Annotated in this window: 16 protein-coding genes; 5 read left to right on the forward strand and 11 right to left on the reverse strand. The window is 59.4% G+C overall.

The window, feature by feature from the left end:
* Positions 1-423, forward strand: coding sequence for a cupin domain-containing protein (locus ACW9UQ_RS07120; protein WP_458930316.1), 423 nt, complete (start codon positions 1-3; stop codon positions 421-423).
* A gap of 574 nt (positions 424-997) precedes the next feature.
* Here ACW9UQ_RS07120 and ACW9UQ_RS07125 read toward each other — a convergent pair.
* The 11 genes from ACW9UQ_RS07125 to ACW9UQ_RS07175 form a co-directional block, all read right to left on the reverse strand.
* Entirely contained in the window at positions 998-2,017 is a 1,020-nt protein-coding gene (locus tag ACW9UQ_RS07125; RefSeq protein WP_458930317.1) for an alpha/beta hydrolase, read from the reverse strand.
* Positions 2,018-2,141: 124 nt separating this feature from the next.
* Positions 2,142-2,555 (reverse strand): RidA family protein, encoded by a 414-nt coding sequence (locus ACW9UQ_RS07130; RefSeq protein WP_458930318.1) that lies wholly within the window; start codon positions 2,553-2,555, stop codon positions 2,142-2,144.
* A complete protein-coding gene (locus ACW9UQ_RS07135) occupies positions 2,552-2,959 on the reverse strand; it encodes an acyl-CoA thioesterase (protein WP_458930319.1) in 408 nt (135 codons plus the stop codon). Before ACW9UQ_RS07135 ends, ACW9UQ_RS07130 begins: the two co-directional genes overlap by 4 nt.
* A 5-nt stretch (positions 2,960-2,964) precedes the next feature.
* Positions 2,965-3,201 carry an Lrp/AsnC ligand binding domain-containing protein gene (locus ACW9UQ_RS07140; RefSeq protein WP_458930320.1) on the reverse strand — a complete coding sequence of 79 codons (237 nt, stop codon included), beginning with the start codon at positions 3,199-3,201 and terminating at the stop codon, positions 2,965-2,967.
* Positions 3,202-3,218: 17 nt separating this feature from the next.
* Positions 3,219-4,406 (reverse strand): kynureninase, encoded by a 1,188-nt coding sequence (gene kynU, locus ACW9UQ_RS07145; RefSeq protein ID WP_458930321.1) that lies wholly within the window; start codon positions 4,404-4,406, stop codon positions 3,219-3,221.
* Between the two features lie 2 nt (positions 4,407-4,408).
* Positions 4,409-5,248 carry a tryptophan 2,3-dioxygenase gene (locus ACW9UQ_RS07150; RefSeq protein ID WP_458930322.1) on the reverse strand — a complete coding sequence of 280 codons (840 nt, stop codon included), beginning with the start codon at positions 5,246-5,248 and terminating at the stop codon, positions 4,409-4,411.
* Positions 5,245-6,864 carry an AMP-binding protein gene (locus ACW9UQ_RS07155; RefSeq protein WP_458930323.1) on the reverse strand — a complete coding sequence of 540 codons (1,620 nt, stop codon included), beginning with the start codon at positions 6,862-6,864 and terminating at the stop codon, positions 5,245-5,247. The genes ACW9UQ_RS07150 and ACW9UQ_RS07155 overlap by 4 nt, the downstream gene beginning before the upstream one ends.
* A gap of 3 nt (positions 6,865-6,867) precedes the next feature.
* Entirely contained in the window at positions 6,868-8,022 is a 1,155-nt protein-coding gene (locus ACW9UQ_RS07160) for an acyl-CoA dehydrogenase family protein (RefSeq protein WP_458930324.1), read from the reverse strand.
* Positions 8,023-8,117: 95 nt separating this feature from the next.
* Entirely contained in the window at positions 8,118-8,918 is an 801-nt protein-coding gene (locus tag ACW9UQ_RS07165; RefSeq protein WP_458930350.1) for an enoyl-CoA hydratase family protein, read from the reverse strand.
* A gap of 21 nt (positions 8,919-8,939) precedes the next feature.
* Positions 8,940-9,659, reverse strand: coding sequence for an SDR family NAD(P)-dependent oxidoreductase (locus tag ACW9UQ_RS07170; protein WP_458930325.1), 720 nt, complete (start codon positions 9,657-9,659; stop codon positions 8,940-8,942).
* On the reverse strand, positions 9,656-11,965 hold the full coding sequence (locus ACW9UQ_RS07175; RefSeq protein ID WP_458930326.1) for a bifunctional salicylyl-CoA 5-hydroxylase/oxidoreductase: 2,310 nt from the start codon (positions 11,963-11,965) through the stop codon (positions 9,656-9,658). Before ACW9UQ_RS07175 ends, ACW9UQ_RS07170 begins: the two co-directional genes overlap by 4 nt.
* A 229-nt stretch (positions 11,966-12,194) precedes the next feature.
* Between ACW9UQ_RS07175 and ACW9UQ_RS07180 the strand changes: the two genes are divergently transcribed.
* From ACW9UQ_RS07180 to ACW9UQ_RS07195, 4 genes are all read left to right on the forward strand, one after another.
* Positions 12,195-13,340, forward strand: a complete 1,146-nt coding sequence (locus tag ACW9UQ_RS07180; RefSeq protein WP_458930351.1) for an acyl-CoA dehydrogenase — start codon at positions 12,195-12,197, stop codon at positions 13,338-13,340.
* Positions 13,337-14,155, forward strand: a complete 819-nt coding sequence (locus ACW9UQ_RS07185; RefSeq protein ID WP_458930327.1) for an alpha/beta hydrolase — start codon at positions 13,337-13,339, stop codon at positions 14,153-14,155. Before ACW9UQ_RS07180 ends, ACW9UQ_RS07185 begins: the two co-directional genes overlap by 4 nt.
* Before the next feature lie 206 nt (positions 14,156-14,361).
* The gene (locus ACW9UQ_RS07190; protein ID WP_458930328.1) at positions 14,362-14,766 is read left to right on the forward strand and encodes a MarR family winged helix-turn-helix transcriptional regulator; all 405 of its coding nucleotides are present in this window, start codon (positions 14,362-14,364) and stop codon (positions 14,764-14,766) included.
* Between the two features lie 72 nt (positions 14,767-14,838).
* Complete coding sequence (locus tag ACW9UQ_RS07195) at positions 14,839-15,975, forward strand: ABC transporter substrate-binding protein (RefSeq protein ID WP_458930329.1); 1,137 nt, start codon at positions 14,839-14,841, stop codon at positions 15,973-15,975.
* Positions 15,976-15,991: the final 16 nt, after the last annotated feature.

The following is a 15,991-nucleotide window of genomic DNA, read 5'->3' on the forward strand; positions in this document are numbered from 1 at the left end:
GTGACCCCGCAAGATATCATCGACATGCTGGACCTGCAGCCACATCCCGAGGGCGGCTGGTATAAGCAGACATGGATTGCGGAGAGCGACGGTGACCGACCAACCGGCACATCGATCTACTATCTGCTGAAGGCAGGGGAACGGTCGCACTGGCACAGGGTCGATGCGGCGGAGATCTGGCATTTTCACGCTGGCGCACCCCTGCGGCTGCTGCAGGCCGCAACGGATCAGGGCCCGGTGACCGAAGCGATCCTTGGCCCCGATCTGACCAACGGTGCCCGCCCGCAGATCATCGTGCCCGCCGGGCACTGGCAATCGGCTGAGGCGCAGGCAGGCTGGACACTGGTCGGCTGTACTGTCTCACCCGGGTTTAGATTTGAGGGGCTCGAGATGGCCCCGGAAGGATGGGTCCCGGATGCGTGAGCTATTAACAGCGTTAGTTATGATCGCCGCTGCGGTCTCCACCGCGCTAGCGGCGGAGGATGATTACACTTCACCGCGGGTTGGATATCTTGAGGTCGGTCAATACTGCCCGACCTTTTCGGTCAACCGCAGGGCAGCGCCCGGGACATCTGCGGGATATACAGACCCCTATGATGGCAGACCGGCGCTAATCAGCGATTCGCGAGTGATCGAGCTGCGTCCCGATAACACGTTTGGCATCTATGTGCAGTTGGCCGACCCCTCTGACGTTGCGGCCGCAACCACAAGGATCACGCACCCACCCTTCCTGAACGAAGACAAGACAACGGTCGAGATTGACGCCTCTAACTTTGTCGGCACCGACGGCGTAGACCGCCTGTTCAGCTTTGACTACGGCTACGAGATGGTGCCGGGCGTCTGGACATTCGAAGCGATGGAAGGCGATGAATGCTATATCGCGTTTCCTTCAATGTCGTGCCAGCCAGTTCTAATGCGCCGCATGCCTGTGGTCCGTCGCCAACAAGCTAACCCCAAATCACTCTGCGCCTTATCGTGCCCGCGAGCGCAAAGGCGGTCACTGCACTGCCGGGAAATTGGGGCGTGGCGAGGCGCGTATGACATTGTCACGCGTCAGATTACGGATCATTGCGATGGCAGCTTTCGACTGAGTGCCGATATTATGGTTCAGCTTGCTGTCCTCAGCAAACCGGGTCAGGTCGATCAGGATGACGGGCAAACCGCCCAGATCCTCGGGATTAGTGATTGTGCCCAAACGATTCCGGCGCCCGGTGAGGAAAGCCGAGATGCCCAGAACTTCATCCTTTTCCGCAACAAAGATGATGAAAGGCTGCGGCAGTTCCCCGATCCGCAAGGCCTGTCTGCGGAACAGATCAGGGTCAATATCCGGTGCCATAAAGCTGACGCCGCTCAGACGGTCCAGCAACGCACGATCACCGGAGACCGCGATCTGGCGCAGAGTTTCCATGATCAGCGAACTGCCCATCGAATGCCCGACCAGAAAAACCTTGCGCCCCTGCCCGGTCAGATCGCGCAGAACCTGTTCCAGATCATCGCGGGCAAACAGGGTGCTGTCGCGATCATAGACATAGCCGCGCACATCACCTGCCGACTGCCACGAGAACAAAACAACCGGCGCGGTCACCTCGAAATCCTTGGCCATCTGGGCCAGTTCATAGACCGCCTCGCCATGGGTAGTGTTATAGCCGTGAACGAAGAGGATCGTTTCTTTCAGGCCATCGGTATCCGCCCCAGCCACCGATCTGAGGAAGCTTGCAGGGCCATCAAAATCAGCCTGCCCCACTGCGGCAAAGTGCTTTGCGGGCAGCGGGCGATTGCGAGCCCACTCGATATTGCCGGGTTCATGGCTGGGCGGAATGGATACATCAATCCGGGAATATCGCAGGGTCAGCGCACGCTCTGCGCCAAAGGCATTGTTGCCTAACAACGGATTGCGCGCATCGACGGTATGGACCGGCTGGATATGCGTGCCGGGTATGGCCTTGGCAAAGATCAATTCCCCGCGGGGACTACACCCTGCGAACAGCAAGACCAGTAAGATGACAACAGACCGCATTGGACACCCGCATCTGATAAAATGCCTGATACCCAGACCAACAGGGCAAAGCAAGCGAGTTGCCCACGCCACCCTGGGTCATTGTCACAACAGGCTGCACATCTAGGGGGCAGATGGGCCGTATTTACGGCGCTCCTGTGGCATTGGCGATATAGGCCGTGGCCTCTATCTCGATCACGGCCTCATCTTCGACCAATTCACTGATGACGATCAGCGACATCGCCGGGAAATGCTTGCCAAATACGCGACGATAGGCAGCGCCAACCTCGCGCTGGTTTGCCATATACTCGGCCTTGTCCTTTACGAACCAGGTCAACCGCCCGACATCGCCAACCTCACCGCCCGCTGCCTCGACAATCTCGGCGATGTTGCGCAAGGCCTGTTCCATCTGTGGAATAAGCCCCCCCAGAACGAATTTCTTATCCTTGTCCCAACCGATCTGCCCACCGATATGCAGAGTTCCGTCCGGCATCAGCATACCATTTGCATAGCCCAGGGCCGGGGCCCAGCCGTCAGGGTGAATTGTGCGCGGCTTCATGTGTTCCCCTCAATCAGTTTATTGATCTTCTCACGGATGCTCTCTGGCCATTTCTGCGGCCGACCGTCTGAATTGACATAGACAAGGGTCTGCCCCGCGATAAAGCGAAGCTCGGCCTTGCAACGGGCCTCGGTGCGTAAGGTTAGGCTGCTGCCGCCGATCACCAGCAGAGTCAGATCAAGATCCAGCAGTTCCCCATGACGACTGGGCGCATCAAAATTGACGTCAAAGGCGGCGGTCGGCACGGCGCCGTTCTGGTGAATATCCTCAAACGGCCAGTTCAACAGATCGCTGAACATCACCTCTATCGCGTCATTGATCATCTCAAAATACCGCGGATAGAAAACGATGCCGGCCGGATCGCAATGCTTGAACAGCACCTTTTGGGAAAATCTGAAATTCATAAGACCTAGAACGCTTTATAGGTCTGTGTTGTGTAGGTCCGTTCGATCCCGTCAATATCCAGCAGCTTGTCGTTGATAAAGCGGCCGATATCCTCGCCCTCGGGCACATAGAGCTTCATCAACAGGTCGTATTCGCCGCTGACGGAGTAGAGCTCTGAGTGGATCTCGCGCAGGCTTATTTTGTCGGCCACGTCATAGGCCGTACCCGGACGGCAACGGATTTGAACAAAAAGACAGGTCATAGGGTTGCTCCTGTTTGTTAGGTCACGCGCGACCGGATCTGGTATTTCGGATCACGCCAAAGCTCGTTTCCGATGACATCGCCCAGTATGTCGACGGCTGCAACCACATCGTCACGGTCCAGATAAAGCGGGGTGAAGCCAAAGCGCATGATGTCAGGCTCGCGGAAATCACCGATCACGCCGCGGTCGATCAACGCCTGAATGGCCGCATAGCCGTTTTCAAAAGCGAATGAGACCTGAGAGCCGCGTTGCGAAGCATCATGGGGTGAGGCCAGGGTCAGCGCGGGGCAACGCGCCTCAACCTTCTGAATGAACAGATCCGACAGCGCGACCGAGGCGGCGCGCAACTCTGCCATATCCACCCCCTCCCAAACGTCCAACGCATGGTCAAGGATTGCCAGTTGCACCACGGAAGGCGTGCCGACGCGCAGGCGTTCAGTGGACATCGCAGGGCGATAATCCGGGTCCATGGCGAAGGGGGCCTCGTGCCCCAGCCAGCCTGCCAAAGCCGGTTTTACATCCAGAACAATGTCGGGACGAACATAGATGAAGGCGGGCGCGCCGGGACCACCGTTCAGATATTTATAGCTGCAACCAACCGCAAATTCCGCATTCGAGGCTGCCATATCCACCGGCACCGCCCCCGCGCTATGGGCAAGATCCCAGATCATCACGGCACCCACGGCATGGGCCTTTTCCGTGATTGCTTGCATGTCATGCATCCGGCCCGTGCGGTAATCCACCTGGGTCAGCATCACTACGGCAACATCCTCGGTAATGGCATCAGCCACATCCTGCGGCGCGGGCGTACGCAGGCTATGGCCCTGCGCCAGCAGATCAATCAGACCCTGCGCCATATAAAGATCGGTCGGGAAGTTGCCGTTGTCCGACAGGATCACCTTGCGATCAGGGCGCATCTGCAACGCGGCAGCCAGCGCCTGATAGACCTTGATCGACAGCGTATCGCCCGTCGCAACCGAACCTTCGGGTGCCCCGATCAGTCGCCCGATCCGGTTGCCCACCCGCTGCGGCAGCACCATCCAATCCTTGCTGTTCCAGGCGCGGATCAGCTCCTGCCCCCATTCGTCGCGCAAGACGTCCTGCGCCCGTTCGACAGCCCCGACCGGCAGCGGGCCAAGGGAGTTTCCGTCCAGATAGATCACCCCATCGGGCAGATCGAACAGATGTTTTCTGGACAAGGTCATCGTCACAACTCCCCCCTCAGATGCCAAAGCTCGGGGAACAGTTCCACGCTCAGCATACGGCGCAGATATTGCACGCCAGAGGTCCCGCCGGTGCCGCGCTTAAAGCCGATCACGCGTTCCACAGTGGTGACATGGTTGAAACGCCAGCGGCGGAAATAATCCTCAAGATCCATCAGCTTTTCGGCCAGTTCATACAAAGTCCAGAATTGATCGACATTCTCATAGACAGTTTTCCAGCGCCCCTGCACCTCTGGCACTGCCTCATGCGGGCCATCCAGTTGCGGTGGCGGCATGTTGCGATCATCGCCATCCACGCCTTTGTAAAGTACGCGGATCACCTCGTCATAAAAGCTGGGGCGCTTCAGTTCCTGGGCCAGCAGCGCATGTACCTCTGGCACATGCTCATTCGGCCCCATCATTTTGGGATTTCGGTTGCCCAAGACGTATTCGATCATCCGATATTGCCAGGACTGAAAACCCGAGGATTGCCCAAGCGTATTGCGGAAATGCGTATAATCCGCAGGCGTCATGGTGCGCAGCACATCCCAGGCATTGTTGAGCTGCTCAAAGATGCGGCTGACACGCGCCAGCATCTTGAACATATGCGTCATGTCCCCGGCGATCAGCGCCTCACGCGCGGCGGACAGTTCATGGATGGCCAGCTTCATCCAAAGCTCGCTGGTCTGGTGCTGAATGATGAACAGCATTTCGTCATGCGCATCTGACAGCGGGTGCTGCTGCGACAGGATGCTATCCAGCTTCAGGTAATCCCCATAGGACATAGCCCCGGCAAAGCGCATCTTTGCGCCATCACCTTCAGGATCAAACGGTGTCTCGGTCATGGCTTATCCCTCAGGCGGAACCGCTGGATCTTGCCGCTTTCGGTCTTCGGCAGTGCATCTGTAAAGATGACAGAGCGGGGGTATTTGAATGGCGCGATACTGGCTTTCACATGATCCTGAAGGGTCTGAATCAACTCATCACCGGGGGCTTTGCCCTCAGCCAGCACCACATGGGCCTGAACGATTGCGCCGCGTTCCGCATCAGGCACACCAATGACCGCGCATTCCGCCACAGCCTCATGCGCCAGTAGCGCCGCCTCAACCTCTGGTCCGGCGATATTGTAACCAGAGGATATGATCATGTCGTCATTGCGGGCGGCAAAGTGGAAATAGCCGTCCTGATCCATGCTGAACGCATCGCCCGAGATGTTCCAGCCATCCTGCACATACTCCGCCTGCTTTTCCCCATGCAGATAGCGGCATCCGGTCGGCCCGCGCATGGCAAGGCGGCCGACCTCTCCGACCGGCAAATCCGCACCATCCGGTCCGACAATCTTGGCCTGATAACCCGTGACAGGTTTGCCGGTGCAGGCGGGTTTGTGATCCTCGAAGCGGTTGGTGATAAAGATATGCAGCATCTCTGTCGCGCCGATCCCATCGAGCATCGGCTTGCCGGTTTTCTGGCGCCATTCGTCATAGACCGGCGCTGGCAGGGTTTCGCCCGCCGATACCGCCGCCCGGAGCGAGGACAGATCCGCCCCTTCATCCATCGCCCGCAGCATCGCGCGATAGGCGGTCGGGGCTGTGAAACAGACGGTGGCGCGGTATTTCTCAATAATCTCGATCATGTTCGGCGGCGTTGCAGTTTCCAGCAAGGTTGCGGTCGCCCCAAAACGCAGCGGGAAAATCGCCAGCCCGCCCAGCCCAAAGGTAAAGGCCAGTGGGGGCGAGCCGACAAAAACATCCTCGGGCTGCACATTCAGCACCTCTTGCGCATAGCCATCCGCGATGATCAGCAAGTCACGGTGAAAATGCATCGTGGCCTTGGGGTTGCCGGTCGAGCCTGACGTAAACCCAATCAGCGCCACATCGTCTTGTGCCGTATCAACCGCATCGAATGTCACCGGTTTTTCCAATGCCAGCCGATCCAGTTCAGCGTCATGATTGGCGGTGCCGTCGAACCCCACCACGGTATCCAAAAACGTGCTGCCTTTGGCGCAGGCTACCATCTCGTCCATCAGGCGTGTGTCGCACAGGGCGTGGGTGATCTCTGCCTTTTCTGCGTATTTGATCAACTCCCCGGCGCGCAGCATCGGCATCGTGTTGACCACCACCGCACCCGCCTTGGTCGCGGCCAGCCAACAGGCCACCATCGCCGGGTTATTGGCCGATCGGATCATGATGCGATTGCCGGGCTTCACCCCCAGGTCATCCACCAGCGCATTCGCCAGCTTATTGGTCCAGTCGGTCAGTTCCTTATAGGTCCGCCTGCGCCCATTTCCGATTAAAGAGGTATGATCGCCAAAGCCCTTGGCCACCATCGCGTCGGTCAGTTCTACTGCGGCATTCAAACGGTCCGGGTAGTCAAATCCGTCCAGCAGAAACGCAGGCCAGGTCTCAGCCTTGGGCAGGTTATCACGGGTGAACGTATCGGTATGGGCTGAGGGTCTGAGCATCGCTTAACCTCCCTGAAATGCCGCGAGTGACTGGCGGGCAATCACCACACGCTGGACGTCTGATGCGCCCTCATAGATGCGCAAGGCGCGGATTTCACGATAGAGCTTTTCCACCGTCTCGCCGGATTTCACCCCATCGCCGCCATGCAATTGCACGGCCTTGTCGATGACCTGCTGCGCCTGATCGGTGGCGAACAGCTTGGCCATCGCCGCCTCGCGCGTCACGCGCGGTGCGCCGCTATCCTTGGTCCATGCGGCGCGATAGACCAGCAGCGCAGCGGCATCCACATCCAGCGCCATATCGGCGATATGCCCCTGCACCATCTGCAAATCAAACAGCGGTGCGCCCTGCACCTGACGGGTTGTCGCCCGGTCCAGCGCCTCATCCAGCGCGCGGCGGGCAAAGCCAAGGGCCGCCGCGGCCACGGTAGAGCGGAACACATCCAGCACCGACATCGCAATGCGGAACCCCTGCCCCGGCTGGCCCAGCATCGCACTGGCCGGGATGCGGCAATCGGTAAAGCGAAGGGTGGCCAGCGGGTGGGGGGCTATGGTTTCCAGCCGTTCCACAATCTCAAAGCCAGGCAGACCTGCAGGCAGCACAAACGCCGACAGGCCCTTGGCCCCCGGAGCCTCCCCGGTGCGGGTAAACAGCGTATAGACATCCGCGATGCCGCCGTTGGAAATCCAGGTCTTCTCACCATTCAGGACATAGTCGTCGCCGTCGCGGGTCGCGGTCATGGTGGAATTCGCCACGTCTGAGCCAGAGGCCGGTTCGGTCAGAGCAAAGGCCGAGATCGCCTCACCTGCGCGGGTCTTGGGCAACCAGGCCTGTTTCTGTTCCTCGGTCCCAAACAGGGTAATCGCCCCGGTGCCCAGCCCCTGCATGGCAAAGGCGAAATCGGCCAGACCATCATGGCGGGCCAGCGTCTCGCGGATCAGACAAAGGCTGCGCACGTCAAGCTTTCCGTCCAGCGCGGCAGAATGCGTAGCAAACCCGGCCTCACCCAGCGCGGCCACAAGGGCGCGGCAGGCGGCATCGGTGTCGGAGTGATCAATATCGGCAAGGGCAGTCTCAGCCCACCGGTCAAGGTCATCGGCAAGCGCGCGGTGGTGATCCTCAAAAAACGGCCAATTGAGGAACGTGCGATCAGGCATGGCTTGTGCCCCCCTTGGTTGCGACTGCGCCGGTTGCTGTCCAGCCCCCAGCCGGACTGGGAATAGATGCAGACATCACTTGCACGACCGTCACCTTAATCCCCCTCAAACACCGGTTTTTCTTTGGCCACAAAGGCATGATAGGCGCGGTGGAAATCCTGCCCCTGCATGCAGATCGCCTGCGCCTGCGCCTCGGCCTCGATCGCCTGATCCAGCCCCATGGACCATTCCTGCGCCAGCATCGTCTTGGTCATCATATTGGCAAAGCCCGGCCCCGCCGCGATGCGCCCGGCCATATCACGTGCGGTGTCCAGCAGCGCGTCAGGCTCTACCAAACGGTTGAAAAAGCCCCAGTCATGGGCTTCCTGCCCGGACATCGACCGGCCCAGATACAGCAGTTCCGCCGCGCGGCCCTGCCCGATGATGCGCGGCAGGATCGCACAAGCCCCCATGTCGCAGCCCGCCAGCCCAACACGGTTGAACAGAAACGCGGTCTTGCTGCCCGGCGTGCCGATCCGCAGGTCCGATGACATGGCAATGATCGCCCCGGCCCCGGCGCACACACCGTCCACCGCCGCAATGATCGGCGTGCCGCAATTGATCATCGCCTTGACCAGATCGCCGGTCATCCGGGTGAAGACCAGCAGCTCTTTCATGCTCATCTTGGTCAGCGGGCCGATAATCTCATGCACATCCCCGCCGGAGCTGAAATTGCCGCCAGTCCCGGCAAAGATCACCGCCTTAACGTCATCGGCATAATGCAGATCGCGAAACCAGTCGCGCAGTTCGGCATAGCTGTCGAATGTCAGGGGGTTCTTACGCTCTGGCCGGTTCAGCGACACGGTCGCAATCCCGTTGACAATCTCGCAATTGAAATGTTTCACGTCGCTGCGTATCTTGTCCTGCTCCTGTCCCACTCAAATCTCTCCGCCAGTTACCGCCAGCGCATGGCCGTTGACCATAGACGCACCGGGTGAGGCCAGAAAGCGCACTGCGGCAGACACCTCTGCAGGGTCGATCATCCGTTTCATCGGGTTGTCCGCCACAACCATATCAATTGCCGCCTGCCGATCCATATCAAAGCGTTGCATCAACCCAGTGATCACACCTTCGGACATGGGCGTATCGACAAAGCCGGGGCAAACCGCGTTGCAGGTCACACCCTGCCCCGCCACCTCATGCGCGATAGAACGCACCAGCCCGATCACCCCGTGTTTAGAGGCCGCATAAGCCCCGATATTCGCCCCGCCCTTAAGCCCGGCGGTCGAGGCAACGGCAATCAGCCGCCCACCCGGTCCCATATCCTGCAAGGCCGCGCGAAAGGTCAGAAACACGCCCGTCAGATTAACCGCCAGTGTATCCTGCCACATCTGCAAGCTGGTATCCCTGACCTTTGCCGCCTTGCCAGAGCCAGCATTGGCCACCACCACATCAAAAGGCTGATCGAACAGGGCGGCAACAGCCGTTTCATCCGTCATGTCCGCCGTGCGGCAGGTGATCGCTGTCCCTTGGGCGGTTTCCTGCAACGGTTCCATCCGGCGCCCTGCGACGACCACATCGCAGCCCTCTGCCGCAAAGTCCCGTGCCACCACGCGCCCAATGCCAGACCCGCCACCCGTGACCAGAACCCGCGTCATACACGGATCTCCGCTGCGGCCATCTCCGCCTCCCGGTCGGCCAATCGCCAGGCCTGATCGCGGCCTGCCAGATAGGGCAGCGGCCAGGACGGTTCGGCGCGATCCCCGATCTTCGCCCCCTCATGCAGTGTCCAATAGGGATCGGACAGGTGCGGGCGGCCCACCGCCACAAGATCAGCACGCCCCGCCATCAGGATCGAGTTGGCATGATCCGCCTCGTAGATATTGCCCACCGCCATGGTGGAAATCCCCGCCTCATTGCGGATGCGGTCAGAAAACGGGGTCTGGAACATGCGGCCATAAACTGGTTTGGCATCAATCGTGGTCTGCCCGGCGGACACGTCGATGATATCGGCCCCTGCGGCACGGAAAGCGCGCGCAATCTCAACCGCCTCTTCCGGTGTCACACCATCATCGCCGACCCAGTCATTGGCCGAGATACGAACCGACATCGGCTTGCCCTTAGGCCAGACCGCGCGCATCGCGGCAAACACCTCAAGCGGATAGCGCAGCCGGTTTTCCAGGCTGCCGCCATAAGCATCGCTGCGCTGGTTCGACACCGGCGAGATGAAGGACGAGATCAGATACCCGTGCGCGGCATGCAGTTCGATCATGTCAAACCCTGCACGCTCGGCCATTTCAGCAGCGGCCACAAACTCCGCCTTGATCTGATCCATATCCGCCTGCGTAGCTTCACGCGGTGTTGCGTTGTCCGGCGACCACGGAATGGCAGAGGCCGAGATCAGCTCCCAATTGCCCTCCTCCAGCGGCTGGTCCATGCCTTCCCAGCCGATCCGGGTCGAGCCCTTGCGGCCGGAATGACCAATCTGGCAGCAGATTTTCGCATCAGTCTCATCATGCACGAAATCCGTCAGCCGTTTCCAGGCGGTTTCATGCGCGGGCTTATACAGCCCCGGACATCCCGGCGTGATGCGGCCCGTATCGGACACACACGTCATCTCGGTATAAACCAGCCCGGCGCCACCCTTGGCGCGTTCGCCGTAATGGATCAGGTGCCAGTCCGTCGGCGCGCCATCAACGGCCTTGTATTGCGCCATTGGGGACACGACGATGCGGTTTTTTAGGGCCATATCGCGCAGCTGATAGGGCGCAAACATCGGCGGGCGTACGGGCGCATCGGCAGGCGCGCCAGCACTGTCCTGAAACCATTTTTCCGCCGTTTCAAGCCATTTGGCATCACGCAGACGCAGGTTTTCATGGCTGATCCGCTGCGACCTTGTCAGCAGCGAGTAATTGAACTGCACCGGATCAAGGTCCAGGTACCGCTCCACCTGTTCGAACCATTCCAAAGAGTTGCGGGCTGCCGACTGCAGGCGCAACACCTCTAGCCGCCGCTCCTCCTGATAGCGCTGAAACGCTGCTTCCATATCCGGTTCGGAATGCAGATAGTTCGCCAGCGATATTGCGCTGTCAAAAGCCAGCCGCGTGCCCGAGCCGATGGAAAAATGCCCGGTCGCCGCCGCATCGCCCATCAGCACGATATTGTCGTGATACCAGGTTTCACAAATCACCCTTGGGAACCGCATCCAAACGGCAGAGCCGCGCAGGTGATCAGCATTGGACATCAGATCATGCCCGCCCAGATGATCAGCAAAGATGCTGCGGCAGGTCTCAACGATCTGCTCTTTGGACATATCTTTGAACCCCCAGGCGTCCCAGGTGTCCTGCTGGCATTCGACAATGAAAGTCGCGGTGTTGTCGTCGAACTGGTAGACATGCGCCCACAGCCAGCCATGTTCGGTTTTCTCAAAGATGAAGGTAAAGGCGTCGTCAAACTTCTGATGCGTGCCCAGCCAGATGAACTGGCATTCGCGCACGTCGATGTCGGGCCGGAACTGCTCCTCATAAGCATTGCGCGTGCTGGAGTTGATGCCGTCGCAAGCCACAACCAAATCGTAGTCATCCTTAAAGTCAGCAGCGCTTTCGAACTCTGCCTCAAAGCGCATCTCGATACCCAGTTCGCGCGCACGCTCCTGCAGCAGAACAAGCATCTTCTTGCGCCCGATCCCGGCAAAGCCATGCCCGCCCGAGACGGTGCGAACCCCGTCATGGATCACCGCGATATCATCCCAATAGGCAAAGTTTTCGCGGATCGCGCGGGCGCTTTGCGGATCGTTCTGTTCAAGATTATCAAGCGCATCGTCGGACAGAACCACGCCCCAGCCAAAGGTGTCATTGGCCCGGTTGCGCTCAAGCACCACGACCTCATGCGCGGGATCGCGCAGCTTCATGGAAATCGCGAAATACAGGCCCGCTGGACCGCCACCAAGACATGCAATACGCAATTCAATCCTCCCCTTCGACTTCCGCGTCGTTTGAGCTAAGGGTAACCGAGCGGGCAATTTACTTCAAGCTTGAAATAATTGACTCTCGACTCTAAAGCCGTCAAAATTAGATCAAATCATCAAAGAGGGATTCACAATGGGCCAGAGCGAAGCGTCCGAGCATCATCAGGCAACACCAGAAAGCGCCCGGGCCAAACCCGCCGCCCTGGTCTGGGACGATCCGTTTCTGATGGACGGCCTGCTGACCGACGAAGAACGCATGGTCCGCGACAGCGCCCATAGCTACTGTCAGGGCAAGCTGGCCCCGCGCGTGGTGGATGCCAACCGCCACGAGGTCTTTCACCGCGAGATCATGTCCGAAATGGGCGAGCTAGGCCTTCTGGGCATGACCATCCCCGAGGATTACGGCTGCGTCGGGGCCAATTACGTCGCATACGGTCTGGTCGCGCGTGAGGTGGAGCGGATCGACAGTGGCTACCGCTCTGCCATGTCGGTGCAAAGCTCTTTGGTGATGCACCCGATCTTTGCCTATGGCTCCGAAGATCAACGGCGAAAATATCTGCCGAAACTGGCAACCGGCGAATGGGTCGGCTGCTTTGGCCTGACGGAACCGGATCACGGCTCTGACCCGGGCTCCATGGTCACGCGCGCAAAGCAGGTCGATGGGGGCTATCAGATTTCGGGTGCCAAAAACTGGATCACCAACAGCCCCATCGCAGATGTGTTCGTCGTCTGGGCCAAATCCGACGCGCATGGCGGCAAGATCCGGGGATTCGTTCTGGAAAAAGACATGCAAGGGCTGAGCGCGCCGAAGATTGAGGGCAAATTCTCGCTTCGTGCGTCGATCACCGGCATGATCCATATGGACGAGGTCTTTGTGCCCGAGGAAAACCTGCTGCCGAATGCCGAAGGGCTGGCCGGGCCATTCGGGTGCCTCAACCGCGCCCGGTATGGCATAAGCTGGGGCGCTATGGGTGCGGCGGAGGCCTGCTGGCATGCCGCACGCGACTACACGATGGAGCGCAAACAATTCGGCAAGCCACTGGCTGCGACCCAGCTGATCCAGAAAAAGCTGGCCGATATGCAGACCGAAATTTCCCTTGGCCTTCTGGGCGCGTTGCGGCTGGGTCGGATGATGGACGAGCATACCAACTCGGCCGAGTTGATCAGCCTGATGAAGCGCAACAATTGCGGCAAGGCATTGGCGATTGCGCGCGAAGCCCGCGATATGCACGGTGGCAATGGCGTATCGGATGAATACTGCGTCATCCGCCACGTCATGAACCTTGAGGCCGTCAACACCTATGAGGGCACGCATGACGTTCACGCGCTGATCCTTGGCCGGGGCCAGACCGGGCTGCAGGCGTTTCAGTGACGGATCTGACCGGCATCGACTGGGAAGATGCCTTTGCCAATGCGACCTATATCCCCGATGGCATGCGCTATCCGGAGATATGGGCCGCGCGCGCGGCAGAGTTTCGCGCCGCAACGCCCGGGGAGTTGGATATCCCCTATGGTGATCATCCGCGCGAACGGTTCGACCTTTTTCGACCCGAAGGAACCCCGCGCGGCCTTGCCGTCATCGTACATGGCGGGTTCTGGTTGAATTTCGACAAGTCCAGCTGGTCCGATCTTGCGGCGGCCGCAATCGCCCACGGGTGGACCGTCGCCATGCCCAGCTATGTTCTGGCACCCGAGGCGACGATACCCGAAATGACGGGCCAGATCGGGCAAGCCGTGACCGCCGCAGCGGAACAAATACCCGGTCCGATTCACCTTGCAGGTCATTCCGCAGGCGGGCATCTTGTGACCCGGATGGTCTGCGATGATACCCCTTTGAGCGATACACTGGCCGGGCGCATCGAACGCGTCGTTTCGATCAGTGGCGTGCATGACCTGCGCCCTCTGCAGCTGCATTCGATGAATGAGGGGCTGCGGCTGACCCCTGACACCGCCGCTGCCGAAAGCCCAGCACTGCAAACTCCGCGCTCGGAAACAGACCTTGTTATATGGGTCGGCGCCCGCGAACGGCCTGAATTCCTGCGCCAATCCGCCCTGCTGGCCGAAGCCTGGGGCGGCAAAGGCGTGAACACTGAAATCGTAGCAGATCCGGGACGGCATCATTTCGACGTTATCGACGGCCTGAAAGATCCCGCGCATCCTCTGGCGCAGGCTTTTACCGGCTGCTGAGGCACGGCCCTAGACTCCGCATCAATAGGCTTGACAAAATTACTTTAAGTTTGAAGTAAATTTCATAATATGGTAGCCAAGACGCAAAGGCGTGCGACTAGACACGCGACAAAGGGATCGGAAAACTGAAACAGCGCCATGATACGCCCCCAGATGAAATGCCGCTGGACCGATGTCGTCTGCGCACCTGGCTGCGCTTGCTAAGAATGACGCGTCGGTCGGAAAACCATCTGCGGGAATTTCTGCGCATCAATTTCGACACCACCCTGCCCCGCTTCGATGTTGCCGCCGCCCTTTACCGGCAGGAAGGCCCGGTGAAGATGAGCGAGCTGAGCCAGATGCTTCTGGTGTCCAACGGCAATACCACCGCCATCGTCGACCGGCTTGAAAAGGAAGGTCAAGTCAAGCGTACCGTCAGCAAATCCGACCGCCGGGTCTTTCTGGTGGAACTAACGCAAACCGGCAAAGACTGGTTCAAAACCATGGCCACCGCGCATGAGCGCGAGGTCGGCCTGCTCTTTTCCGGGCTTGGGCATCAGGAACTGGACCAGATCAGAGAGATCATAAGACTGGCCGAGAGCAAAATGGAAAACCAGCTTGCAGGAGCCTAAACAATAAATGCCGCAACGACGGCATGTTCAAACGCGGTCCTTGAAGGCCGTGATGTACAACGGGAGAGAGACATGAAACTCAAATCACTCATGCTGTGTGCCGCGCTGACAGCGGTGGCCGGACTGGCGCAGGCCGAGGGGGTCAAGGTTGGCATGATCACCACGCTGTCGGGCGGTGGCGCCGGGCTTGGCATCGATGTGCGCGACGGCTTTATGCTGGCGGTGGAACAGTCGGGGCGTGACGATATCGAAGTGGTGATCGAGGATGATCAGCGCAAACCCGATATCGCGGTGCAGCTGGCCGACAAGATGATCCAGTCGGAAAAGGTCGATGTGCTGACCGGGATCATCTGGTCCAATCTGGCCATGGCCGTGGTGCCGGGGGCCGTTGCGCAGGACAAGATTTACCTGTCTCCCAATGCTGGGCCGTCGCCGCTGGCGGGCAAGGGCTGCCACAAGAACTATTTCAATGTGGCCTGGCAGAATGACAACCTGCACGAAGCCGCAGGGGCCTATGCCAATGATGCCGGGCTTAAGAACGCCTTCATCCTTGCCCCGAACTATCCTGCAGGTCAGGACGCGCTGACCGGGTTCAAACGCTTTTACAAAGGCGAGCTGGCCGGTGAGCTTTACACAAAACTCGGTCAGACCGATTATGCAGCAGAGATCGCGCAGATCCGCGCCTCGGATGCGGATAGTGTCTATTTCTTCCTGCCTGGCGGTATGGGGATTTCCTTCCTGAAGCAATATGCCGATAGCGGCGTTGACCTGCCCGTAGTCGGCCCGGCATTTTCCTTTGATCAAGGCATTCTGCAGGCTGTCGGCGCAGCGGCTCTGGGCATCAAGAACACCTCTCAGTGGTCCAAGGATCTGGATAACGAGGCCAACAAAGCCTTCGTTGCCAGCTTTCAGGAAAAATACGGACGTCTGCCATCGCTTTATGCCTCGCAGGGGTTCGACACGGCCCTTCTGCTGATCTCGGCTATGGAAAAGGCGGATGTGGCCGATCAGGATGCGTTCCGCGCAGCGCTTGAGGCCGCTGACTTTGCCTCCACCCGCGGCGGCTTCAAGTTCGGCCCGAACCACCATCCGGTTCAAGATATCTATGTGCGCGAGGTGATCCAGGAAGGTGACGTGTTCACCAACAAGATCATCGCCACCGGTCTTGAGGATCACGCCGACGCCTATGCGGCTGAGTGCAAGATGTAAGATTTTCTGGCCGCCC

This window comes from Halovulum sp. GXIMD14793, assembly GCF_054457435.1.

Excerpts from the sequence above, each read along its gene's own strand:
- ACW9UQ_RS07130 (WP_458930318.1), bottom strand. The coding sequence starts at position 2,555 with ATGAAGCCGCGCACAATTCACCCTGACGGCTGGGCCCCGGCCCTGGGC.
- ACW9UQ_RS07135 (WP_458930319.1), bottom strand. The coding sequence starts at position 2,959 with ATGAATTTCAGATTTTCCCAAAAGGTGCTGTTCAAGCATTGCGATCCG.
- ACW9UQ_RS07150 (WP_458930322.1), bottom strand. The coding sequence starts at position 5,248 with ATGACCGAGACACCGTTTGATCCTGAAGGTGATGGCGCAAAGATGCGC.
- ACW9UQ_RS07180 (WP_458930351.1), top strand. The coding sequence starts at position 12,195 with ATGGACGGCCTGCTGACCGACGAAGAACGCATGGTCCGCGACAGCGCC.
- kynU (WP_458930321.1), bottom strand. The coding sequence starts at position 4,406 with ATGACCTTGTCCAGAAAACATCTGTTCGATCTGCCCGATGGGGTGATC.
- ACW9UQ_RS07125 (WP_458930317.1), bottom strand. The coding sequence starts at position 2,017 with ATGCGGTCTGTTGTCATCTTACTGGTCTTGCTGTTCGCAGGGTGTAGT.
- ACW9UQ_RS07155 (WP_458930323.1), bottom strand. The coding sequence starts at position 6,864 with ATGCTCAGACCCTCAGCCCATACCGATACGTTCACCCGTGATAACCTG.
- ACW9UQ_RS07170 (WP_458930325.1), bottom strand. The coding sequence starts at position 9,659 with ATGACGCGGGTTCTGGTCACGGGTGGCGGGTCTGGCATTGGGCGCGTG.
- ACW9UQ_RS07195 (WP_458930329.1), top strand. The coding sequence starts at position 14,839 with ATGAAACTCAAATCACTCATGCTGTGTGCCGCGCTGACAGCGGTGGCC.
- ACW9UQ_RS07190 (WP_458930328.1), top strand. The coding sequence starts at position 14,362 with ATGACGCGTCGGTCGGAAAACCATCTGCGGGAATTTCTGCGCATCAAT.
- ACW9UQ_RS07160 (WP_458930324.1), bottom strand. The coding sequence starts at position 8,022 with ATGCCTGATCGCACGTTCCTCAATTGGCCGTTTTTTGAGGATCACCAC.
- ACW9UQ_RS07140 (WP_458930320.1), bottom strand. The coding sequence starts at position 3,201 with ATGACCTGTCTTTTTGTTCAAATCCGTTGCCGTCCGGGTACGGCCTAT.